The sequence below is a fragment of the Intestinirhabdus alba genome (assembly GCF_009711095.1).
Classification (GTDB): Bacteria; Pseudomonadota; Gammaproteobacteria; order Enterobacterales; family Enterobacteriaceae; genus Intestinirhabdus; species Intestinirhabdus alba.
In genome coordinates this window covers 1-22064 of record NZ_WMJZ01000002.1, presented here as the reverse complement: position 1 = coordinate 22064, position 22064 = coordinate 1, and the positions used below count along the sequence as shown (strand labels likewise).

Annotated in this window: 22 protein-coding genes; 12 read left to right on the top strand and 10 right to left on the bottom strand. The window is 57.7% G+C overall.

Annotation, left to right across the window (positions count from 1 at the left end; all coding sequences use genetic code 11):
• The first annotated feature begins 206 nt into the window (after positions 1-206).
• Positions 207-995 (top strand): siderophore-iron reductase FhuF, encoded by a 789-nt coding sequence (gene fhuF, locus GJV78_RS01740; RefSeq protein WP_155106701.1) that lies wholly within the window; start codon positions 207-209, stop codon positions 993-995.
• A 513-nt stretch (positions 996-1508) separates the two neighbouring features.
• Entirely contained in the window at positions 1509-1967 is a 459-nt protein-coding gene (locus GJV78_RS01735) for a YbaK/EbsC family protein (protein WP_155106700.1), read from the top strand.
• A 24-nt stretch (positions 1968-1991) separates the two neighbouring features.
• On the opposite strand, the gene bglJ is transcribed toward GJV78_RS01735, so the two are convergent.
• The 4 genes from bglJ to pobA all read right to left on the bottom strand — a co-directional run bounded on the left by bglJ (position 1992) and on the right by pobA (position 5669).
• Positions 1992-2663 carry a DNA-binding transcriptional activator BglJ gene (bglJ, locus tag GJV78_RS01730; protein ID WP_155106699.1) on the bottom strand — a complete coding sequence of 224 codons (672 nt, stop codon included), beginning with the start codon at positions 2661-2663 and terminating at the stop codon, positions 1992-1994.
• Positions 2624-3346, bottom strand: a complete 723-nt coding sequence (locus GJV78_RS01725) for a LuxR C-terminal-related transcriptional regulator (protein WP_155106698.1) — start codon at positions 3344-3346, stop codon at positions 2624-2626. Before GJV78_RS01725 ends, bglJ begins: the two co-directional genes overlap by 40 nt.
• 244 nt (positions 3347-3590) lie before the next feature.
• Positions 3591-4469, bottom strand: a complete 879-nt coding sequence (locus GJV78_RS01720; RefSeq protein ID WP_155106892.1) for a helix-turn-helix domain-containing protein — start codon at positions 4467-4469, stop codon at positions 3591-3593.
• 15 nt (positions 4470-4484) lie between these two features.
• Complete coding sequence (pobA, locus tag GJV78_RS01715) at positions 4485-5669, bottom strand: 4-hydroxybenzoate 3-monooxygenase (RefSeq protein WP_155106697.1); 1185 nt, start codon at positions 5667-5669, stop codon at positions 4485-4487.
• A 286-nt stretch (positions 5670-5955) separates the two neighbouring features.
• On the opposite strand from pobA, the gene GJV78_RS01710 reads away from it, so the two are divergent.
• From GJV78_RS01710 to dnaC, 4 genes are all read left to right on the top strand, one after another.
• A complete protein-coding gene (locus tag GJV78_RS01710; protein WP_155106696.1) occupies positions 5956-6732 on the top strand; it encodes a threonine/serine exporter family protein in 777 nt (258 codons plus the stop codon).
• Positions 6723-7196 carry a threonine/serine exporter gene (locus GJV78_RS01705; RefSeq protein ID WP_155106695.1) on the top strand — a complete coding sequence of 158 codons (474 nt, stop codon included), beginning with the start codon at positions 6723-6725 and terminating at the stop codon, positions 7194-7196. Before GJV78_RS01710 ends, GJV78_RS01705 begins: the two co-directional genes overlap by 10 nt.
• A gap of 95 nt (positions 7197-7291) precedes the next feature.
• Positions 7292-7834 carry a primosomal protein DnaT gene (gene dnaT / locus GJV78_RS01700; RefSeq protein ID WP_155106694.1) on the top strand — a complete coding sequence of 181 codons (543 nt, stop codon included), beginning with the start codon at positions 7292-7294 and terminating at the stop codon, positions 7832-7834.
• A 193-nt stretch (positions 7835-8027) separates the two neighbouring features.
• The gene (gene dnaC, locus GJV78_RS01695) at positions 8028-8765 is read left to right on the top strand and encodes a DNA replication protein DnaC (RefSeq protein WP_155106693.1); all 738 of its coding nucleotides are present in this window, start codon (positions 8028-8030) and stop codon (positions 8763-8765) included.
• Positions 8766-8804: 39 nt separating this feature from the next.
• Here the strand turns inward: dnaC and GJV78_RS23270 are convergent, their stop codons facing one another.
• On the bottom strand, positions 8805-9008 hold the full coding sequence (locus GJV78_RS23270) for a hypothetical protein (protein ID WP_209439226.1): 204 nt from the start codon (positions 9006-9008) through the stop codon (positions 8805-8807).
• Between GJV78_RS23270 and GJV78_RS24090 the strand changes: the two genes are divergently transcribed.
• On the top strand, positions 8968-9123 hold the full coding sequence (locus GJV78_RS24090; RefSeq protein ID WP_155106692.1) for a winged helix-turn-helix transcriptional regulator: 156 nt from the start codon (positions 8968-8970) through the stop codon (positions 9121-9123). The two genes, GJV78_RS23270 and GJV78_RS24090, sit on opposite strands and share 41 nt — an antisense overlap.
• On the opposite strand, the gene GJV78_RS01680 is transcribed toward GJV78_RS24090, so the two are convergent.
• The 3 genes from GJV78_RS01680 to GJV78_RS01670 form a co-directional block, all read right to left on the bottom strand.
• Positions 9107-9745: a deoxynucleoside kinase gene (locus GJV78_RS01680; protein ID WP_155106691.1), complete on the bottom strand. Its 639-nt coding sequence runs from the start codon at positions 9743-9745 to the stop codon at positions 9107-9109. The two genes, GJV78_RS24090 and GJV78_RS01680, sit on opposite strands and share 17 nt — an antisense overlap.
• 69 nt (positions 9746-9814) lie before the next feature.
• Positions 9815-9988 (bottom strand): hypothetical protein, encoded by a 174-nt coding sequence (locus GJV78_RS01675; protein ID WP_155106690.1) that lies wholly within the window; start codon positions 9986-9988, stop codon positions 9815-9817.
• A 115-nt stretch (positions 9989-10103) separates the two neighbouring features.
• Positions 10104-10445 carry a DUF1971 domain-containing protein gene (locus GJV78_RS01670; RefSeq protein ID WP_155106689.1) on the bottom strand — a complete coding sequence of 114 codons (342 nt, stop codon included), beginning with the start codon at positions 10443-10445 and terminating at the stop codon, positions 10104-10106.
• Between the two features lie 408 nt (positions 10446-10853).
• Here GJV78_RS01670 and GJV78_RS01665 point away from each other — a divergent pair, with 408 nt between their 5' ends.
• Both GJV78_RS01665 and opgB read left to right on the top strand, forming a co-directional pair.
• Entirely contained in the window at positions 10854-11345 is a 492-nt protein-coding gene (locus tag GJV78_RS01665) for a DUF2501 domain-containing protein (RefSeq protein WP_155106688.1), read from the top strand.
• 250 nt (positions 11346-11595) lie between these two features.
• A complete protein-coding gene (gene opgB / locus GJV78_RS01660) occupies positions 11596-13887 on the top strand; it encodes a phosphatidylglycerol--membrane-oligosaccharide glycerophosphotransferase (RefSeq protein WP_155106687.1) in 2292 nt (763 codons plus the stop codon).
• A 396-nt stretch (positions 13888-14283) separates the two neighbouring features.
• Here opgB and tsr read toward each other — a convergent pair whose 3' ends face one another.
• A complete protein-coding gene (tsr, locus tag GJV78_RS01655; protein ID WP_155106686.1) occupies positions 14284-15948 on the bottom strand; it encodes a methyl-accepting chemotaxis protein in 1665 nt (554 codons plus the stop codon).
• Positions 15949-16363: 415 nt separating this feature from the next.
• Between tsr and btsT the strand changes: the two genes are divergently transcribed.
• The 3 genes from btsT (at position 16364) to yjiA (ending at position 19860) form a co-directional block, all read left to right on the top strand.
• Positions 16364-18514, top strand: a complete 2151-nt coding sequence (btsT, locus tag GJV78_RS01650; RefSeq protein ID WP_155106685.1) for a pyruvate/proton symporter BtsT — start codon at positions 16364-16366, stop codon at positions 18512-18514.
• 174 nt (positions 18515-18688) lie between these two features.
• Complete coding sequence (locus tag GJV78_RS01645) at positions 18689-18892, top strand: YbdD/YjiX family protein (protein WP_155106684.1); 204 nt, start codon at positions 18689-18691, stop codon at positions 18890-18892.
• A gap of 11 nt (positions 18893-18903) precedes the next feature.
• Positions 18904-19860: a GTPase gene (gene yjiA, locus GJV78_RS01640; protein WP_155106683.1), complete on the top strand. Its 957-nt coding sequence runs from the start codon at positions 18904-18906 to the stop codon at positions 19858-19860.
• 817 nt (positions 19861-20677) lie between these two features.
• Here yjiA and GJV78_RS01635 read toward each other — a convergent pair.
• Positions 20678-22064 (bottom strand): carboxypeptidase-like regulatory domain-containing protein (locus GJV78_RS01635; protein WP_155106682.1); only part of this gene is annotated, 1387 nt, incomplete at its 5' end.

The following is a 22064-nucleotide window of genomic DNA, read 5'->3' as shown; positions in this document are numbered from 1 at the left end:
GAACTCGCCAGGACGTGGCCGAAGCTATCGCCAGGGCAGACAGGGCGCTCTGTCAGGCCAGGCATCTGGGGCGCAACCACACGCCTTTCAGCGAGGATCCGCAAACGGACCAGGAACCTGCCGCCCAATAAGCATAAAGCGCTTGCCATCGGTTTTACCTTTTGTCAGTATTGGCAATTATTATCATTTAGATTATCACCCAGGCTATGCCATACCGTTTTGCCCCCGTCGTTGAAAACATTGTCTGGCGAAAGCAGCTCCAGTCAGAAGCGCCTTCGCTGGCAGAGAGCGTGCGCGCAACCCTCGCCCGTAACCGCGAGCATCTGCTTGAGTTTATCCGCCTTGATGAGCCAGCGCCGCAGCACGCCATGACCCTGGCGCAGTGGCGCAGGCCGGAGGCGCTCAGCGCGCTGCTGGCGGCCTGGTCCAGCCATATTTATCACGCCCGGCCAGAGCTGGCGCGTGAAAGCAAGCCGCTGCTCTCCCTCTGGGCGCAGTGGTATATCGGCCTGATGGTGCCGCCGCTGATGCTGGCCCTGCTTACCCACAAAACCGCCATTGACGTTGCGCCTGAGCATATGCACGTCGAGTTTCACGAAACCGGCCGCGCCGCCCGCTTCTGGCTCGACGTACGTGAAGATCGCGAGGCCGCCGCCCATTCACCGCAGCAGCGTATGGAAACCCTGACTCTCCGGGCACTGATGCCGGTTGTTCAGGCGCTGGAGGCCAGCGGGGAGATTAACGGCAGGCTTATCTGGAGCAACACCGGCTATCTGATCAACTGGTATCTGAACGAGATGAAGCCGCTGCTGGGCGAGCCGTTGCTGAACGCCCTGCGCCACGCCTGCTTCGATGAAAAACGGTTCCCCGGCGGCGTGGATAACCCGCTGTGGCGCACCGTTATCCTGCGGGACGGCCTGCCAGGACGCCGGACCTGCTGCCAGCGCTACCGCCTGCCCGGCGTCCAGCGCTGCGGCGACTGCACCCTGAAATAAGCGGCCCGCCCTCCCTGTTTCAACATTAGCCTTCGCCTCCGGCCGCTCTCCCTGCGCACATTTATACCCGTCATACTTCAAGCTGCATGTGCGTTGGCTGCGCTCTCTCACCCCGGTTACATAGTTCGCTATGCTCCCGGGGATAAATGAGGGACATCCCTGTCCCTCACCGAAGGCGGCCTGTGGCCGTTCAAATTCGTTCCTGACGAATTTGTCGCTCGCTTGCCGCGTGATTCGGCCTGAGGGCCTCACCCCTTCGGGGCCAGCCCAGGGGCTGTTCAAAACGCGCTGCGTTTTGTCATGCAACTCGAATTATTTAGGGTATATACCGCCGTGCGCCGCCTGCGGACGGGCGGGTCCTGGCGCTGAAGCCCTGCGCCAGGACCCGCCACGCTTTTCGTAAATAAGAAAACCGGCCGGAAATATTTACAGCGACGCGCGGCCTGTGACAAATTACGCCCCGCAGCTTTTCTGCCCAACGGCAGGCTGTGTTTATGGCGTCAGGAGAAATTAATGAGTCTGCAATCTGTACGGCAGTTTCTGGCCGAGAATGCCCCCGATATCGAAATCATTGAGTTAAATGAGAGCACGGCAACGGTGGCGCAGGCGGCGAAAGCCCACAACGTAGAACCGGGGCAAATTGCCAAAACGCTTTCGCTCAAGGTAAAGGACAGCGTTATCCTGGTGGTCGCCAAAGGCGACGCCCGTCTGGATAACGGAAAGCTGAAAACAGCTTTTGGCGCAAAGGTGCGAATGTTAAGCAGTGACGAGGTGGTAAACGCGACCGGCCATCCGGTGGGTGGGGTGTGTCCTTTTGGCCTGGAACAGCCGCTGCCGGTTTACTGCGATATCTCCCTGAAACGCTACGCCGAGGTGCTGCCTGCGGCAGGCGCGACCCACAGCGCGCTGCGTATCGCCCCGGAACGCATGGCTGAACTTACCGCCGCCACCTGGGTGGATGTCTGTCAGTGACCGGAGCGTGCCCGGCCCGGGCAGCTATGCTGCTGACTGCTGCCCGCTGCCGGACTCGCGGGCCAGCAGCAGAATATCCGCCGCATTAAGCAAACCGGCGTCGGAGTTGACCCCCAGCTTGGACATCACGTTAAACTTGTGCGCCCGAATCGTTTTGACGTTCCGCTCCAGCTGAACGGCGATTTCCGGCATGGAGTAGCCGTGAGTCATAAAGCGTAAAATTTCGCGCTCGGTTGGGCTCAGCGTACGGCTCTGGTTGTGATACCAGAGATTGCTGGCATTTTCTCTGCCTCGCCGGTTGCCGTTCAGCGCGGAAAAAAGCCCCTCCAGAAGGAGGGTCAGCGGAGAGGACTTGCTCACCACGCCGTCAAAGGGCGATGGCGACAGCGAGGCAATCAGATGGGCTTCCGCGTCATCATCAGCGATAACCACGCGGCGCAGACGAGGAAAGTTCTCCTCCAGCGCTGTCAGGTATGCCAGCCCCTGACGACGATCCTTTCTGATGGCTGAGAGTGAGAATATAACGGCCGAAAACGATGTCTTCGATAGCGCCTTTTGCAAAGCGTTTTCCGATGAAAAGATGTGCAGCCTGAAGCGGCAGTCGGGCATAGCGTTGAATAAACACTGGATCCCGATACTGCTCATCACACACTTCTCTACGAGTGCGACATTTCTCTTGGTGGCTCTTTTTTCCATTCCGTGGCATCTCCATAAACTGAAGGCAAATTCAATTCTCTTGCTCCTTGAGAACTGTTAATCCAGGCATACATCTCCGCGTTGCTGTGGATGGACAAACGACGCATTGCACTGTTTTTTTGGGCACTGATAGTTTTATTGCTTTTCTTAAGTAACATCGCAATCTGATTTATTCCCCAACCTTTACCTAACAGCCGCAGAACCTTACGTTCCGAAATAGTCAAAATAATCGACCGGTTGTCAACGTTCGCCGCCCCGGAATCCCCTGGCGACAGCGGGGAATTATCACCTGGCGCAGAGCCATTATTACCAGAATGCAGTATATCGACCAGTTTTTCAATCGGTTCAGCATCAGAAAGCAGAGTGCAACCGACCGTTTTCAGCTGTTCAACCGCCTGAGGATAATAAGAACGGGAGACGATAAATACCCAGTGAATATCACGGTATTGTGAAATTAAGTTATCATATTGTTCGCAAAGCGCGCGCGGGCGCTCCTGATCGCCGGTAATGTCGGCAATAACCACATTGGCACAGCGCAGCTGCAGTAAAGTGAGTTCTTCTACCGAGTGACAAATTTTTAAATCATAATTGGGGAAATGAGATGACATCACCCCTTTTAATCCTGCCTGAATAAGGGGTATCTTACTGATGATGATTCCTTTCTTGTAGCGTCCTGGCAACATACCATCCTCCATATTCACCAACCACACTATTCCTTAGCCTGCTAACTAATACATACAATTAACAAAATAACGACAAGGGAATAATAGATCCAATGAATTCTATCCATGGGTTAATTATTTGTCAGCGCAAAACTGATTATCTAACACTTCGCATAATATAACGCAAGCTGGCGTTGTCAATGCGCTTTCATGACAAAAATGCGGTAAATTAAGATATCTTAATATATTTTTTGGTTATTCTTAGTCAATTAACTTTTTTAACGGTTTCGCGAAAAGCCGTTGGCGACATCTGAGCATGTTTTTTGAAAAAGCGTGAGAAATAAGTTACATCGCTAAAACCCAAATAATCCGACAGCTGGCCAATAGTCATTCCGGTATATTGCAGGCTCCGCTTTGCCTCTAACATTATCCGCTGATGCAGCATAATTAATGCGCTACAATTATAAAACTCCCGACACAGTTGATTCAGATAATTCACGGAAAGGCCCACCCGCCGGGCATATTCGGAAAGCGGCAAATGTTCGCGATAGTGGCTCTCGATCTGCCTGGCGAACAGGCGCATAACGCTGCGCCGGCGCTCGGTGGCGTCCTTAGGGGGTGCGCTCTGGGGGCTTTGCCTGCGCAGCCAGACCAGCAGCGCGCTTAACAGCGAAAACAGCATCATCTCTCGCGCCTCATTATCCGCCTGGTACTCTTTCTGCAGCGTGGAAAACAGCGTCGAGATATGCAGGCGGGAGTCCGCCGCCGGAACGCAGCGCGGCGCGTTGAGCAGCGCAAGCGGCTGCGGAAACTGCGCCTCCAGACGATGGATCAGCGGCAGCGCCAGTGAGAGCACGTAGCCCTGCGCACCCGGCGAAAAGCGAAAACCATGAACGCACAGTGCGGGCACGATCTGGATACAGGCGTCGCGCACCAGCCGCTTCTGCCCTTCAATTTCAATTTCGGCCTGGCCCCGCTGCAGATAAAGAAGCTGTGCCAGCTCGGCATGCTGGTGCATCCGGATATGCCATTGATACAGGCTGCTGCGCTGATGAATCGACTCACAGTGCAGCAGCTCGGGGGTGGGCCATCCCTTTTGTTCACCATAGAGCTGAAAAACGGGAATGGCTTCAGCAGTTTGCATCATCTCTCCTCAAATTTACCCCACGTTCTCGAAGGGCAGCCCCACGTAGTTTTCGGCGATGGTCGTCAGACCGGCTTCAGATCCCAGGTAGTAGCGGCGGTCGGCCTCCTGCATCTTGCGGTCGAACGCGCTTTTTTCCTGAAAGTCATGCAGCAGATGGGTCATAAACCAGCTGAAACGCTCGCCTTTCCAGACGCGGTTAAGGGCCAGATGCGAGTAGCTCGCCAGCAGGTCGCTGCGCCCCTGCCGGTAGTAGGCGCTCAGGATGCGCCACAGATAGTTCACGTCAGAGGCCGCCAGATTCAGCCCCTTAGCCCCGGTCGGCGGCACGATGTGCGCGGCGTCACCGACCAGAAACAGCCTGCCGTACTGCATCGGCTCCACCACATAGCTGCGCAGGGGAGCAATGCTTTTCTCCAGTGAGTGACCGGTCACTAACCTGCCGGCAAGATCTGACGGTAGCCGCCGTTTCAGCTCATCCCAGAAGCGATCGTCGCTCCAGGCCTCGATCCGATCGCTGAGCGGCACCTGCAGATAATAGCGGCTACGAGTAAGTGAACGCTGACTACACAGCACAAATCCGCGCTCGTGATGGGCGTAGATCAGCTCCGGGTTCACGGGGGGCGTATCGGCCAACAGCCCCAGCCAGCCAAAGGGCCAGACGCTCTCATATTCGCGCAGTACCTCCCGGGGAATACTCTTTCGCGAAATCCCGTGAAAGCCGTCGCAGCCGGCGATAAAGTCGCACTCAATGCGGCAGCGCTCGCCCTCCTTTTCGAACTCCACCGATGGCCGATCGCTTTTCGCATCGTTAATCTGCACCTGGCTTACCCCGTAGATTATCGGCGCGCCGCATTCGTCGCGCGCCTGCATCAGGTCGCGGGTCACCTCGGTCTGCCCATAGACCATCACGCTTTTGCCGCCGGTTAGCTCGCTCAGCGGTACGGGAATTCGCTGGCCGTCGAAAATAAACTCCACGCCATGGTGCACCAGCCCCTCTTGCTCCATCCGCCCGGCCACGCCGGCCTCGCGCAGCAGCTCCACGGTTCCGCTCTCCAGAATACCGGCGCGGATCCGCCCCAGCACATACTCCGGCGTCTGGCGTTCAATAATCAGCGTGCGGATCCCCGCCTTATGCAGCAGCTGGCCTAACAGCAGGCCGGAAGGCCCGGCACCAATAATCGCAACCTGAGTTTTCATCGCCTCTCCCGCACGCCTGGTTAATTATTTGTATAAATCTTGTTTATTTAAAGTTTCAATGTGCATTTTTGATAACCTGAAGGGGAAAAAGAAGGTCAGAATGCACAGAAAATTTGCACTTTTCACCGATTTGGCAAAAGTGTGGCGCAGCGCATGTTTTCCCCCTCGCCGGCCGCCTCTTTTTTCACCCAAAGATTGATCTCAGCAGGAGCCAGAAAACGCGCGCTTCATGTTACAAAGACGCTTTCGGCAGCAACGCAACACCTCTTTTTCCTCAGAGCGAGCCATGCAAGCAGAACAGTCGTTACAGCGAACGGTTACCCGGCTGTGTATTCAGTGCGGCCTTTTTCTTTTACAGCACGGTGCGGAAAGCGCGCTGGTTGAGGAGCTTCCCGCCCGCCTCGGGCGGGCGCTGGGAATGGACAGCGTGGAGAGCGCTATCTCCCCTAACGCCATCGTCCTGACCACCATTAAGGATGGACAGTGCCTGACCTCCACCCGCAAGAATCAGGATCGGGGAATCAACATGCACGTCGTCACCGAGGTGCAGCACATTGTGATTCTGGTGGAGCACAGGCTGCTGGACCCGAAAGGTGTCGAAAAGCGCTTTAACCAGCTCAGGCCGCTGCGCTACCCGCGCTGGCTGGTCTCGCTGATGGTGGGCCTCTCCTGCGCCTGCTTTTGCCGGCTTAACAACGGCGGCTGGGACGGCGCGCTAATCACCTTTTTCGCCAGCATGGTGGCGATGTATATCCGCCAGATGCTGGCGGGCATCCATTTACATCCGCAGCTCAACTTCTGTATTACCGCGTTTGTGGCCACCACCCTCTCCGGTCTCTGGCTGCAGTTACCGGCCTTCAGCCAGACGTCGTCGGTGGCGATGGCCGCCAGCGTGCTGCTGCTGGTGCCCGGCTTTCCGCTGATTAACGCCGTGGCCGATATGTTTAAAGGCCATATCAACACCGGCCTGGCGCGCTGGGCAATTGCCAGCCTGCTGACCCTGGCGACCTGCGTGGGGGTGGTGATGGCATCCTCCCTGTGGGGGCTGCGCGGATGGGTGTAATCGATTTTATTCTGGCGCTGATACAGGACATGGTGCTGTCCGCTATCCCGGCGGTCGGGTTTGCGATGGTGTTCAACGTGCCGCAGCGGGCGCTGCCCTGGTGCGCCCTGCTCGGCGCGCTGGGCCACGGTTCGCGCACGGTAATGATGAGCGTCGGGCTTAATATTGAGTGGTCGACCTTTATGGCCTCGCTGCTGGTCGGCTGCATCGGCATTCAGTGGTCGCGCTGGTATCTGGCGCACCCGAAAGTATTTACCGTGGCCGCGGTGATCCCGATGTTTCCCGGTATTTCCGCCTATACCGCGATGATTTCTGCGGTAAAAATCAGTCACTTCGGCTACAGCGAGCCGCTGATGATCGCGCTATTGACCAACTTTCTCAAGGCCTCGTCGATTGTCGGCGCGCTCTCGATCGGCCTGTCGGTGCCAGGGCTGTGGCTGTACCGCAAGCGACCGCGCGTTTGACCCACCCGGCAGGCTCCGCCCTGCCGATCTGTGAGGTCTGTGTGTTACTATAAAAAAAGAGTCCCTCCCGGTAGTAGTCGGTATTGAGAAACGCTATGTCTTGCAGAATTTTAACCCCGGACGTCATCGGTATTGACGCCCTGTTACACGATCATCATACGGTGCTGGAAAAGTCAGCCGCCGGCGTGGTGGCGGTTTTCGCCAACAACGCCCCGGCCTTTTACGCCGTTACGCCCGCGCGCATGGCGCAGCTGCTGGCGCTTGAGGAGACGCTGGCCCGTCCCGGCTGCGACGTCGCTCTGGACGCCGGACTGTATGAAGAGATGCCCGACGCCGAGCCGCTCCCCGTGCCGCCGGGGAAATTCGCCATGTACCCCGGCTGGCGACCGGACGACGACTTCCAGCGTCAGGCGGCCCTGTGGGGCATAGCGCTAAAAGAGCCGGTTACCGCCGAAGAGCTGGCCGCGTTCATCGCCTGGTGGCAGGCCGAGGGGAAAATCTTTAATCACGTGCAGTGGCAGCAAAAGCTGGCGCGCAGCGTACAGTTCGGCCGCGCCGGCAACGGCGGCCTGCCAAAGCGAGACGTCAACGCCGTCAGCGAACCCGACAATCATATTCCGCCCGGCTTCAGAGGATAGGCAGACAAGCCGGGCGTCAGGCTAAAGGCGCAGCCCGAGCGAGCGTCGGGCAAAATTTGTATTGCCGGGCGCGTTTTATGGCCTCGCAAAATACGCGGAAAATGTGAGAGGTATTGGTAGTGATCAACAAAAGAGCAGCTGGCATCCCCTTTCCTCATCGCCCCCCAGGGCAAGGTCTTCAGGGGGCATTGCGATGAAAAACGTTGGCGACCTGATGAAACGTCTGCAAAAAATGATGCCGCCGCATATCGAACCGGCATTTAAAACGGGCGAAGAGCTGCTGGCCTGGCAGAAGCAGCAGGGGGAAATTCACGCCGCCGCGCTGGCGCGGGAGAACCGGGCGATGAAGATGCAGCGCACCTTTAACCGCTCCGGCATTCGCCCGCTGCATCAGAACTGCTCGTTTGAGAACTATCGCGTTGAGTGCGAAGGCCAGATGAACGCCCTGAGCAAGGCCAGGCAGTACGTTGAGGAGTTTGACGGCAACATCGCCAGCTTTATCTTTTCCGGCAGACCCGGCACCGGTAAAAATCATCTTGCGGCGGCCATCTGCAACGAACTGCTGCTGCGCGGCAGGTCGGTGCTGATCATTACCGTTGCCGACATCATGTCGGCGATGAAGGACACCTTCAGCAATCGCGAAACCAGCGAAGAGCAACTGCTCAACGATCTGAGCAACGTCGATCTGCTGGTGATTGACGAAATCGGCGTGCAGACCGAATCACGCTATGAAAAGGTGATTATCAACCAGATCGTCGATCGCCGCTCCTCTTCCAAACGACCAACCGGTATGCTGACCAACAGCAATATGGAAGAGATGAACAAACTGCTGGGGGAGCGGGTTATGGATCGGATGCGGCTGGGCAATAGCCTGTGGGTGATTTTCAACTGGGAAAGCTATCGCAGCCGGGTCACCGGCAAAGAGTATTAGGCTGTGTCCCGCCTGCCCGTCGGCAGGCGGGGATAAAATTCAGAATCCTGGCGACGCATTACGCAGCGACAGCGGCCAGTCGCCGGGCCAGACGTAGCGATCCTTCAGAATACGCGCGCCATACTCCGGACAGATGCGTACCGGATAGTCCGGATAAAGCCGATCGATTCTTTTGGACAGACTATCAAATAAGTGGTTTTTGATGCTGCTGGCGGATCTCTTTGCGGCCCCCTGCCGCTTCAACCTGCTTCTGCGAAAGCATCAGGCGCTGTCACAAAAAATGCTTTCTCAAGCCTTAAAGCATCTGGAAGAAGATGGCTTAATAAGCCGCGAGGGGATCTTTAGCGAATCCCGTTGATCGCCCCCGCAATGTCGCTGGCTAATGCCGCAGGGTCGGCGTAGTTCGATCCGGTGGCGTGCTCCAGCAGCCTGGAGTTGTACTGCCGCACAATCTGGGGCAGGCAGGCCTCGTGAAACGACTTAATATCTCTGAAATAGTCCAGGGTATATTTACTCTCGCCCGGCCGGCCGCGCATCTGGCACGACCGGAAGCAGGACTCGGCATCCCGGTTCAGGTACACCACCAGATCGATTTGCGGATAAGATTTCAGAAACGCCTTTATTTTATAATAGTAAGACATATATTTAGCCGACGGCTGTTCGGTCATCAGGAAATTAACATGACAGAATACAATATCGCTAAATAGCGATCGCTCAATAATATAATTACCGTCAGGAATATTTTGCAACAGCTTCTGCCGACTCTGGGTAATATAGAGCTGAAAGGCGACCCGCGCATCGGCGTCATGGGGATTATCCACAAAAAGCTGCAGCAGATTAAGAAAAACAGGATCTTCATCCACCGGTTCTTTAATGACGTTCCAGCAAACGCCCGTTGTTTCTGCAAGTTTTTTTGCCAGCGGCTCAATTAACGTTGTTTTTCCGGCCGCAATATTGGCCTCAATAGCGATAATTCGCATCAGCAATCCTTCTACTTGCCATACTTCAAGCTGCATGTGCGCCCGCTTGCCGTTTTTATGGAACCCGAACTATTTACAAAAGAGTCTGAAAAAAGAGCGCAAAATATCGACGCGGTTCACCGGTGAGGGAGCGGCCGTTTCGCCAGCCAGAGCGCTCTGGTAGTCGCCCAGGCTCAGCAGGGCATGGCCTGTGACCTCCTGCTCGCCATAATCGACCTGGGTTGTACGGTTCTGAGTCAGCATTATCGTCATTACTTGATAGTTAACGAAACCCCCTGGCCAGGCTCCCTGAACCGGGCGTGGCAGCAGCGCTCACCAACGGTTAAGGGACACCGCCTGACCTGAGAGGACGGGATGATTACTCTTTGCTGCTGTTGTAGAGCTTGTCACCCGTGTGGGTGGCGTCCGCCCAGAAATTGATATTGAAACGGGCGTCGTCGGTAAGCTCAATTCTGTGCCAGTACTGCGGAGGGCTGGTGGCAAAACTTCCTGCCTCGATAACGACTTTAACTTCGGGTTCTGTCGCCTCAGCGTTAGCAAACCCGTAGTAGGTCACGGTCCCTTCCATCACGCACAGCTGGCCGAAAATGCCTTCTGCGGTATTGTGGTGGGTTAACAGCGCCGCAGGCACCGTCTCTTTGGTGAAAAAGGGCGTTGAGCGTTTAATTGTCCAGTGTGCCGGAATTCTTTGATGACTCATAAGTGCCTCCACTGTTTAAGTTGCATTTATAATGCAACTTTAAAGTATGCCTGTAAAGAGAAAATGATAATAAATCTCATTAACAGACAAGCGCGGTGATAATTATTGTTTAATCTCAATGCTTTAGCCAAAAACCCATCTTTCAAATAACGTTCACGCTGCCCTGAATGGTCTGTCCGCCGGGCATCTCTGCTTAAAAGCTTAGCCCCTTTTTGTCGGTTTTGATTTCATTTACCCCCATCATACTTTGGGCGGCGCGTGCGTTGGCAACATGACCACCGGGTTCAGCCATAAGCCTCGCATCGTCCGGCGGTTCCCGGCCGGGCGCTGTCATGCGGCTCGAATTATTCAGGGTAAATGGCTAAACTCCGCTACTGTGCCAGCCGGGCACCATTACGGACTTTAACTATGAACAGAATACAACGCCTTCTGCGCTGCGCGGTTGTCGCCAGCGCGCTGACGGCCACCGTTGCCGTCGCCGCCTCCTGGCAGGAGACCCTCTCCGGCGCGGCCAGCGAACTGAGCAGGCAGAACGCCGGTTCACCCCAGAGCGGTCTGTCGCTCTCCTCGCTCACCGGCCTGCTCAACGGCGGCGGCCAGGCGCTGAGCGCCGATAATATGAATAACGCCGCCGGCATTCTGCAGTACTGTGCGAAGCAGAAGCTGGCCTCCGTGACCGATGCAGAAAAGGTGAAGAACCAGGTGCTGAACAAGCTGGGACTGGATACCACCGAACAGCAGCAGGACGCCAGCTTTCTGGACGGGCTGCAGGGCCTGCTGAAAACCCAGGACGGCCAGCAGCTGAATCTGAACAACATCGGCAACACGCCGCTGGCGGAGAAAGTTAAAACCAAAGCCTGCGATCTGGTGCTTAAGCAGGGCATGAAATTTATCTCCTGATAAAAAGCCGCGTTTTTATCCCTTTTCCGATAAACGCGGCGTTAAGCCCTTTTTTCCCGTTTTTTATTCCTCACTCTCCGGCGAGGGAGGGGAAGTGACAGCGATCAAAAAAGTCCATTTCTAAACTAATTCTGAATCACGATTCGTTTTAACAGCCGCATAATTGCAGCAAGATGTCATCGCATTTACATTGTACCCCCTAAAAAAGATAGCCTGCCGGTCTCCGGGCCGGGATATTGAGGACTGACCGTTGTCTGAACTGCTCTCCTACGCCCTGTTTCTTGCTTCCGTGCTGATTTACGCATGGAAGGCGGGTCGCAACGCCTGGTGGTTCGCCGCCACCCTGGCGGCGCTGGGGCTTTTTGTCGTGTTAAACCTTACACTCTACGCCAGCGACTACTTTACCGGCGACGGCATTAACGATGCGGTGCTCTATACGCTGACCAACAGTCTGACCGGCGCGGGAGTCAGCAAATACATCCTGCCGGGCATCGGCATTGTGCTGACGCTCACCGCCGTTTTCGCCGCTCTGGGCTGGGTGCTGCGCCGCCGCCGGCATCATCCCCACCACTTCGGCTATAGCCTGCTGGCCCTGCTGCTGGCGCTGGCGTCGGTGGATGCCAGCCCGGCGTTTCGTCAGATAGCCGAGCTGGTCAGGTCGCAGTCGCGCGACGGCGATCCCGATTTTTCGGCCTGGTATAAAGCGCCGTCAAAAACCCTACCCGCGCCGAAGCTCAACCTGGTCTATATCTACGGCGAAAGCCTGGAGCGCACCTATTTTAATAATGACGCTTTTCCGGATCTGACCCCGGAACTGGGCGCGCTGAAGGACGAAGGGCTGGACTTCAGCCACACCATGCAGCTGCCGGGCACCGACTACACCATCGCCGGGATGGTCGCCTCCCAGTGCGGCATTCCGCTGTTCGCGCCGTTCGAGGGCAACGCCTCGGCCTCGGTTTCCAGCTTTTTTCCGCAGACCGTCTGCCTGGGCGACATCCTGAAAAACTCCGGCTATCAGAACTACTTTGTGCAGGGGGCGAACCTGCGCTTTGCCGGGAAGGACGTGTTCCTGAAGTCCCACGGCTTCGATCATCTGTACGGCGCGGAAGAGTTGAAAAAGGTGGTGGACGATCCCGACTACCGCAACGACTGGGGCTTTTACGACGACACGGTGCTGGATCAGGCGTGGGAGAAGTTTGAAACCCTCTCCCGCTCCGGCCAGCGCTTTTCGCTGTTTACCCTGACGGTGGACACCCACCACCCGGACGGCTTTATCTCCCGCACCTGCAGCCGCCAGCGCTACGACATTGACGGCAAACCCAACCGCTCGTTTAGCGCCGTCAGCTGTAGCCAGCAGCATATCGCCGCCTTTATCAATAAGATCAAAGCGTCGCCCTGGTTTAAGGATACCGTTATCGTGGTCTCTTCCGATCATCTGGCGATGAACAACACCGCGTGGAGCTATCTCAACCAGCAGGAGCGCAACAACCTGTTCTTTATTCTGCGCGGCGATCGGCCCGGCCGGGAGACGCTGGCGGTGAAGCGCAACACCATGGACAACGGGGCCACGGTGCTGGACATTCTCGGCGGCGATAACTTTCTCGGCCTCGGGCGCAGCAGCCTCTCCGGCGAATCCCTGTCGCAGGTGTTTCTTAACCTGAAGGAGAAGGTGCTGGCGTGGAAGCCGGACGTCATCCGTCTGTGGAACTTCCCCAAAGAGATCGGCACATTTACCGTCGACGCGGAGAAAAACACTATCGCCTTCTCCGGCAGCCGCTTCCGTCTGCCGCTGCTGCTGCGGGTATCGGCGCAGCGCGTCGAGCCGCTGCCGGAGAGCGAATACTCGGCTCCGCTGCGCTTCCAGCTGGCGGATTTCGCCCCGCGCGATAACTTCGTCTGGGTGGATCGCTGCTACAAAATGGCGCAGCTGTGGGCGACAGAGCTGGCGCTCTCTACCGACTGGTGCGTTTCCGAGGGGCAGCTGGGCGGGGAGCAGCGCGTTCAGCACGTCGACAAGGCCCGGTGGCAGGGCCAGACCCGCATTAAGGAGACGGTCATCGACACGGCGCGTTATCAGGCCAACGTCGCCATGCTGAAGATCGCAGACAACGACATTCGCTACAGGGCCGACCGCTTTATTTTTAACGTGGCGGGCGCGCCGGAAGAGGTGAAGCAGTTCAGCGGCATCTCACGCCCGGAATCCTGGGGCCGCTGGTCCAACGCCCGGCTCGGCGATAAGGTGAAAATCGAATACCGGCAGCCGCTGCCGAAGTCGTTTGATTTGACGATCGTCGCGAAGGCCTACGGCAACAACGCCAATCAACCCATTCCGGTGCGCGTCGGCGACGTCGAGCAGACGCTGGTGCTGGGCCATGACGTCACCACCACCACGCTGCATTTTGATAACCCCGCGGCCGCCAGCACGCTGACCATCGCCCCGCCCGCGCCACAAGCCACCAACGAGGGGAATATTCTTGGCCATTCGCCCCGCAGGCTCGGTATCGGAATGGTGGAAATAAAAATCACCAGCACGGAGAGCTGAGCCGCGCGCCGGAAAAGAGAAGAAGAAGCGGCCCATGGCCTGGCGTATATATCACGCTGTGCCATGGGCCTGAAGTTAGGCTGTGTCCCGTAACCGGGCGTGGCGTCGACGCTGAGCCACAAGTGCGTAATCAAGGCGGAGGGCGCAGGACGTAGTGAACTACGTTCAAGCCCGACAACACAGAGTACGCGCTTCTGGCTCGCGTCCCGCAGGGCTGGGGCCATTCAGCCCCGCTGCCGCGTTACTCGCCGTGCATCTGGAATAACCAAATATTACGGCTCGCGCCTTGCCCCGGACCTGAATGACCGCCAGCGACGCTCACGAACGGTTACGGGACACAGCCTAAGCTGAGCGACGGCGGCGACCTGTCGGTCCACGCGGCCGCCGCCCGGAGGGTTAAAACGTTTCCCAGTTATCGCCGGTACTGGCTTCCGCAACCTTGCGCGGCTTCACCGGGACGCTGGCGGCCTTCACGGCCACGCTTTCCCTGGCGCGCTGCTGCTCCTGCTGAATGCGGAACACGGCGACGGCCTGGGTCAGGCGGCTGGCCTGCTCTTCCAGCGCGGCGGCGGCGGCGGCGGACTCCTCCACCAGCGAGGCGTTCTGCTGGGTGACGCGATCCATCTCGGCGACGGCCAGGCCCACCTGATCGATGCCGCGGCTCTGCTCGTCGGAAGCGGAGGCGATTTCGCCCATAATATCGGTCACGCGGGTGACCGCGTTAACGATCTCACCCATGGTGTTACCCGCGCTTTCAACCAGCGAGGAGCCAGCATCCACCCGGCTCACCGAGTCTTCGATCAGGCTCTTGATCTCGCGCGCCGCCTGGGCGCTGCGGCTTGCCAGCGTACGCACTTCACCGGCTACCACCGCAAAGCCCCGGCCCTGCTCGCCGGCCCGCGCCGCTTCAACCGCCGCGTTAAGCGCCAGGATATTGGTCTGGAAGGCAATACCGTCAATCACGCTGATAATATCGGCAATTTTCTGCGAACTGGAGGCGATCTCACGCATGGTAAGCACCACGTTGTCCACCACTTCACCGCCCTTTTCTGCGGTCTCTGAGGCGCTCAGCGCCAGCTGGCTGGCCTGACGCGCGTTCTCGGCGTTCTGCTTCACGGTGGCGGTCAGCTGTTCCATGCTGGCGGCGGTCTCTTCCAGCGAAGCGGCCTGCTGCTCGGTGCGGGAGGAGAGATCGTTATTGCCCATCGCGATTTCGCTGGCACCGCTGTAAATCGCATTCGCCCCGTTACGCACGTCGCCGACGGTGCGTACCAGCTCGCCCTGCATATAGCGCAGGCTTTGTGCCAGCTGGCCGATTTCATTGGAGCCATCCACATCAATCGGCCTGACCAGATCGCCGCTGGCGATATGGCGAATGCTCTCAACCAGACGATGCATCGGCGCAATCAGCGTCATTTTGATGCCCGCCCAGACCGCGCACATTACCACCAGCACCGCGACCACCACGCCGATGACCACCCACAGGGCATGGCTGTAGGCCTCGTCGTTGGCCTCCACCACGCCGTTATACAGGCGAGCGATCTCCTGCTGATAAATGCCGTAGTGCTTTTCAAAGTTGTCCTGATAGTCCTGGGTCGGCTGTTCGAAGAATTCAGCTATCTTACCCGCTTCCAGCAGCTGAAGCAGCACCGTCAGGGCCCGGTGATAGTTCTCGTAATGGCTTTTAAGATCGCGTAATACCGCCTCGCTCTGGCCCGGATCGTGCGGCAGCGATTCATATTGTTTCCAGCTACTTTCCGCCTCGTTCAATGTATCCTGCGCTCTCTTCATCAGTTCAGCGAGGGTAGCGCCGGTGCCGGTATTGGTCTGATCCATGGTATAGCGGATGCCGGCACGGTTAATGGTGTTACGTGTCTGCAGCAGCGAAACCCAGCTGCTGCCCAGCGTGGACTGCTGCTGACGAATGGTTTGTAAACGTGAGAAGTTTTCCTTATCTCCTTTCAGCGCACTGAAGAACAGACCGCCCGAGGTCAACTGTAAAAGGCCAAACAGCGCCAGCACCAGCACCAGGCTGGTAACAATCTTTATATTTTTTAACATGTTTTCTTATTTCCGATTGACTGATGTTATATTTGTCGACCAAAAATAGAAAAACTTTATACTTATAACGTTACAAATTTGAGTAAAATCCGCGGTCTCCGCCCGGTTAAGTCACTTTTATCCGTGATCTCAATCACATAAAATTACCATCCGGCCCCGTATTTAACCGCTTATCGACGCTACTGACCGCTTACGCGAACATATAACCGCTTGCTGATTTACTTTCTTTACATGCCTGTAACTCTGGCACGATCGCTTCCAACATCGCCGTCGCTCTGTCCCTCCAGGCCGGTCACGCGCCCTGATAATGCTTTTCTGATTCAGCCTCAACGCCACGGGCCATTAAGGGACACTGCAGGGCGCAAGATATCGGGCCAGCTCCGGCTGATAAGTAAACCAACAACCAGGCTCTATTATGGATACGAAAAAGTTACTCAAACACATCCCCTGGGCGATCCTTGGGATCGTCGGGGCCTTCTGCCTCTCGGTGGTGGCCCTGCGCCGGGGTGAACACGTCAGCGCCCTGTGGATCGTGGTCGCTTCCGTTTCTGTTTATCTGGTGGCTTACCGCTACTACAGTCTCTACATCGCCCAGAAGGTGATGAAGCTTGATCCGACGCGCGCCACGCCGGCGGTTATCAATAACGACGGCCTGAACTATGTGCCAACCAACCGCTACGTGCTGTTTGGCCACCACTTCGCCGCCATCGCCGGTGCCGGTCCGCTGGTCGGCCCGGTGCTGGCCGCGCAGATGGGCTATCTGCCGGGCACCCTGTGGCTGCTGGCGGGGGTGGTGCTGGCCGGTGCGGTGCAGGACTTTATGGTGCTGTTTATCTCTTCCCGCCGTAACGGCGCGTCTCTCGGCGAGATGATCAAAGAGGAGATGGGGCCGGTGCCCGGCACTATCGCCCTGTTCGGCTGCTTCTTAATCATGATCATTATCCTCGCCGTGCTGGCGCTGATCGTGGTGAAAGCGCTGGCCGAAAGCCCCTGGGGAGTCTTTACGGTCTGTTCGACGGTGCCGATCGCCCTGTTTATGGGGATCTACATGCGCTTTATCCGCCCCGGCCGCGTAGGGGAAGTGTCGGTCATCGGCATCGTGCTGCTGGTGGCGTCTATCTATTTTGGCGGCGTGATTGCGCATGACCCATACTGGGGTCCGGCCCTGACCTTTAAAGATACCACCATCACCTTCGCGCTGATTGGCTATGCCTTTATCTCTGCGCTGCTGCCGGTCTGGCTGATCCTCGCGCCGCGCGATTACCTGGCAACCTTCCTGAAGATTGGCGTTATCGTCGGCCTGGCGCTGGGGATCGTCATTCTCAACCCTGAGCTGAAAATGCCGGCGTTAACCCAGTACGTCGACGGCACCGGCCCGCTGTGGAAAGGTGCCCTGTTCCCGTTCCTGTTTATTACCATCGCCTGCGGCGCGGTCTCCGGCTTCCACGCGCTGATCGCCTCCGGCACCACACCGAAGCTGCTGGCCTGCGAAACCGACGCCCGCTTTATCGGCTATGGTGCCATGCTGATGGAGTCCTTCGTGGCAATTATGGCGCTGGTGGCGGCGTCGATTATTGAGCCGGGCCTCTACTTTGCGATGAACACTCCGCCGGCGGGTCTCGGTATCACCATGCCGAATCTGCATGAGATGGGCGGCGAGAACGCCCCGCTGATTATGGCGCAGCTAAAAGAGGTCACCGCCCACGCGGCGGCTACCGTCAGCTCCTGGGGCTTTGTTATTTCTCCGGAGCAGATCCTGCAAACCGCGAAGGACATTGGCGAGCCGTCCGTCCTGAACCGCGCCGGCGGCGCGCCGACGCTGGCGGTGGGGATCGCCCACGTGTTCCACAAGGTGCTGCCAATGGCGGATATGGGCTTCTGGTATCACTTCGGCATCCTGTTTGAAGCGCTGTTCATCCTGACCGCGCTGGACGCCGGCACCCGTTCCGGCCGCTTTATGCTGCAGGATCTGCTGGGCAACTTCGTGCCGTTCCTCAAGAAAACCGACTCGCTGGCCGCCGGGATCGTCGGCACCGCGGGCTGCGTCGGCCTGTGGGGCTACCTGCTGTATCAGGGTGTGGTCGATCCGCTGGGCGGGGTGAAGAGCCTGTGGCCGCTGTTCGGCATCTCCAACCAGATGCTGGCCGCCGTGGCGCTGGTGCTCGGCACCGTGGTGCTGATTAAAATGCAGCGCACCAAATACATCTGGGTGACCGTGATCCCGGCGGTATGGCTGCTGATCTGCACCACCTGGGCGCTGGGCCTGAAGCTGTTCAGCGCCAATCCGCAGATGGAAGGTTTCTTCTATATGGCCAACCTGTATAAAGAGAAGGTGGCCAACGGCGGCGAGCTGACCGCCCAGCAGATTGCTAACATGAACCATATCGTGGTGAACAACTACACCAACGCCGGCCTGAGCATTCTGTTCCTGGTGGTGGTATACAGCATCATTTTCTATGGCTTCCGCACCTGGCAGAAAGCGCGCGCCGCCAGCGGCCGCACCGATAAAGAGACGCCGTACGTTCCGGTGCCGGAAGGCGGCGTGAAGACCGCTTCACACCACTAAAAGCGGATGGCCGGGGAGCAACGCCTGCCCGGCCTCCGTAAACGAGGTTTAACGCAGGCCGGATCGGGCGTCAGTCGCCCTCCGGTTTTATTCGTCCTCCTGAGCAATTTCAGGCTGTACGCGAATTTCCGCAGTCAGCGGCCTGAAAAACGACGGTGATACCGGGATAAGAGTATGTTTGGTAACTTAGGGCAGGCAAAAAAATACCTTGGCCAGGCGGCAAAGATGCTGATCGGCATTCCGGACTACGACAACTACGTCGAGCATATGCAGACCAACCATCCGGACCAGCCGTACATGACCTACGAAGAGTTCTTCCGCGAGCGCCAGCAGGCGCGCTACGGCGGCGACGGTAAAGGCGGCATACGCTGCTGTTAATGGAGATGCTGATGACCCCGATTGCAGTCACCCTGATTACCGGTTTTCTGGGCGCGGGCAAAACCACCCTGCTGCGCCATATGCTTAACGCAGAGCACGGCTACAAAATTGCCGTTATCGAAAATGAGTTCGGCGAAGCGGCCGTTGACGATCAATTAATTGGCGATCGCGCGACCCAGATAAAAACCCTGACCAACGGCTGTATCTGCTGCAGCCGCTCAAACGAGCTGGAGAACGCGCTGCTGGATCTGCTCGACGGCCTCGACAAGGGGGCTATCGACTTTGACCGCCTGGTGATCGAGTGCACCGGCATGGCCGATCCCGGCCCGATTATTCAGACCTTTTTCTCTCACGAGACGCTGTGCGAACGCTATCTGCTGGACGGCGTGATCGCGCTGGTTGACGCGGTGCACGCCGACGCGCAGATGAACCAGTTCACTCTTGCCCAGTCGCAGGTCGGCTATGCCGATCGTATCCTGCTGACCAAAACCGATGTCGCCGGCGAGAGCCAGCCGCTGCGCGCGCGGCTGGCGCGCATCAACGCCCGCGCCCCGGTGTACACCGTCACCCACGGCGATATCGATCTCGCCCTGCTGTTTAACACCAACGGCTTTATGCTGGAAGAGAGCGTGGTCAACGCCGGACCGCGCTTCCGCTTTATCGCCGACGGGCAGAACGATATCGCCTCCATCGTGGTGGAGCTGGACTATCCGGTGGCGATTGACGAGGTGTCGCGGGTGATGGAGAACCTGCTGCTGGAATTCGCCGACAGGCTGCTGCGCTACAAGGGAATGCTGTGGATCGACGGCGAGCCGAATCGCCTGCTGTTTCAGGGCGTGCAGCGCCTCTACAGCGCCGACTGGGACCGCCCCTGGGGCGACGAGACGCCGCACAGCACGCTGGTATTTATCGGCATTCAACTGCCGGAGGAGGCGATCCGGGCGGCGTTCGCCGGGCTGAAGAAATAGCGTGTAGTTTGTCGGCTAAGGCGCAGCCGCTATCCGACATCGCCCGGCGGAATGGCTTATTCTGCGCCGCACGGTGCCCTGCGCCGCCTCCGAAAGATTTCAGCTACGCCAACAACAGGCGCAAACGCCGATATTTTAGCGCTCTACAGCGCCCGGACCGCCCTGCCGTTGAGTCGCCCCCTTTCCTTCATACGGCAGTTAGCGATGACGCCATTCACCTTTTTTCGCCATACTAAACCGCCCTATTGCTCTACTAAGTGATTCATCCCATGGAATTTTATTTGTGTTATGGCAATTTTTAAGACCTCAACGTGAAGAATGACAGAGTGATTATCCCGCCTTTTCCAACTGATGTTCGGAGCCGGGCCATAATGAAAGCCGTCGCGGGATGCTCAGTCAACGCCGTTCGGAATATGATCGCCACGATTCAGGAACAACCTATACTCCAGGTCATTAAACGGCAGGTGCCGCGATGTTCGGCGCAGCTATTGAGTGATAAAAAAGGCGGCGATAGTTTTCGCCGCCTTTTAGCGTTTAATTCCTCGTCGCCACCTGTCGGTGCCCGGTTTTGATAGCCCCAATGGCGATGGCGAACTTAAAACCGTCGGATACAGATCGACCGGACTCCCCGTTAGCGACGTTTAACCCCCGCGTTGTCGTTCGCGTTGCTCTGGGGAACGCCCTTTTCCGCCTCTGCGGCGCTGCCCGAAAGTGTCGCCCTCCTGGAAAGCGCGGCACATTCCGTTACGGAACAGCGATCCCGGTAATGGTTGTCCCCCCGGCGGCAAGCGCCCGTCGGGGAGAACGGCCCGCACCGTTAGCGGCCCGAGCAGCCTGACTCGGTAATATTGGTTACCACGGCGGGTTCCGTCGCTGAGGTTCTGACGATAGACAGCACCCTTTTGTATCCCTGACAATTCAGGTTTACGTTGAACCGGCGCACTTCGCCCCCGCCGTTGGGATTGATGATATAGGCAACGACGCTAACCTCTTTACCTAATGCTCTGGCAATTCCCCGTATCGAATACCGCCACTCACCGCTCTGCCCATTCTGGTTCATTATCTCGGCGCGTGTCATCCCTGTAGAGGCCAGCGAGCCGCTTATCATCTCAAGATAACCCCCTCCCCCGGAGGCAGCCGTATCGGGGCTGGGCGCATCAATATAATTGTTATCGGTCGTTCTTCGCATACTAATGCCGTAGTCCATAATTGGATCGCCATTCTCTTTTAGGGAGTGGGGCCCGGTGGCGCGGATCGAGATTACTCGACCGCCGTATATACCGGGAGCCATATACACAACCCTGGCGTCGTTCACCGGATCCGACGTCGACTGTCGGGTAGCAAGGTAACCATTCGCTTTTGACTTGAGCACGTACTGCCCTTCGGCAATGCGGATAGTGAACCGCCCGTCGCTGCCCGATACCGCCGAAGCAAGAGTTTCCCCCGCATCGGTATTCAGGGTTACCGTGGCGTTCGGGATCGGCGCATCATCCTCAATACTCAGCACGGTGCCGCTGACGTTTAATACCGCCAATACCGTTACCTCCTTCGTCGCCTCCTTCTGGCCGACCGTCGCCGTCAGGCGATGTTTTCCCGGTACGGTCATCGTCAGCTCGGATGCGGTATATTCACCTGTGTTCGCCCCGCCCCCCTCAGTCCAGCGCAGCCCGTCGGTCGCCAGGCCTGGGATATTGCTCGATATGGCGATCTCATCATCCGTCAGCTCCGTGACCCGGTTACCGTACCGATCCGTTGCGACAATACTCAGCACCGTGCTTCCGTCCTGCAAGAGGGTCGCCGGTGATGCTGACAGGGTTAACGTCTCAACGCTGCCCGCTCCTGCGGGGTTGCCAACCTCCACGCGCAGCGCGGGAGAGTCCACCTCATTCACCGTTGCCTTCAGCGGATGTTCCCCCACGACCGTCATGGTCAGCTCAGTTGCGATGTAGACGCCGGCCTCATCCGCCGCCGCCCTCCAGGAAAGTTCAGATAAGCTCTGCCCCTCCAGCGCGCCCGTGATGGTAATATCATCGCTGCTTAGTCCGGTGACCCGGTTTGCATAGCCATCCTCCACCGTGACCTTCAGGACCGTTGTCTGCCCCGCCTTCAGGTTGCTGACGCTGGCCGTCAGGGCCACCCGACTCACCATACCAAAGCCGGTTGGCTGGGCCACGGTTACCGGCACCTCGCCAGACTCCTTGTGG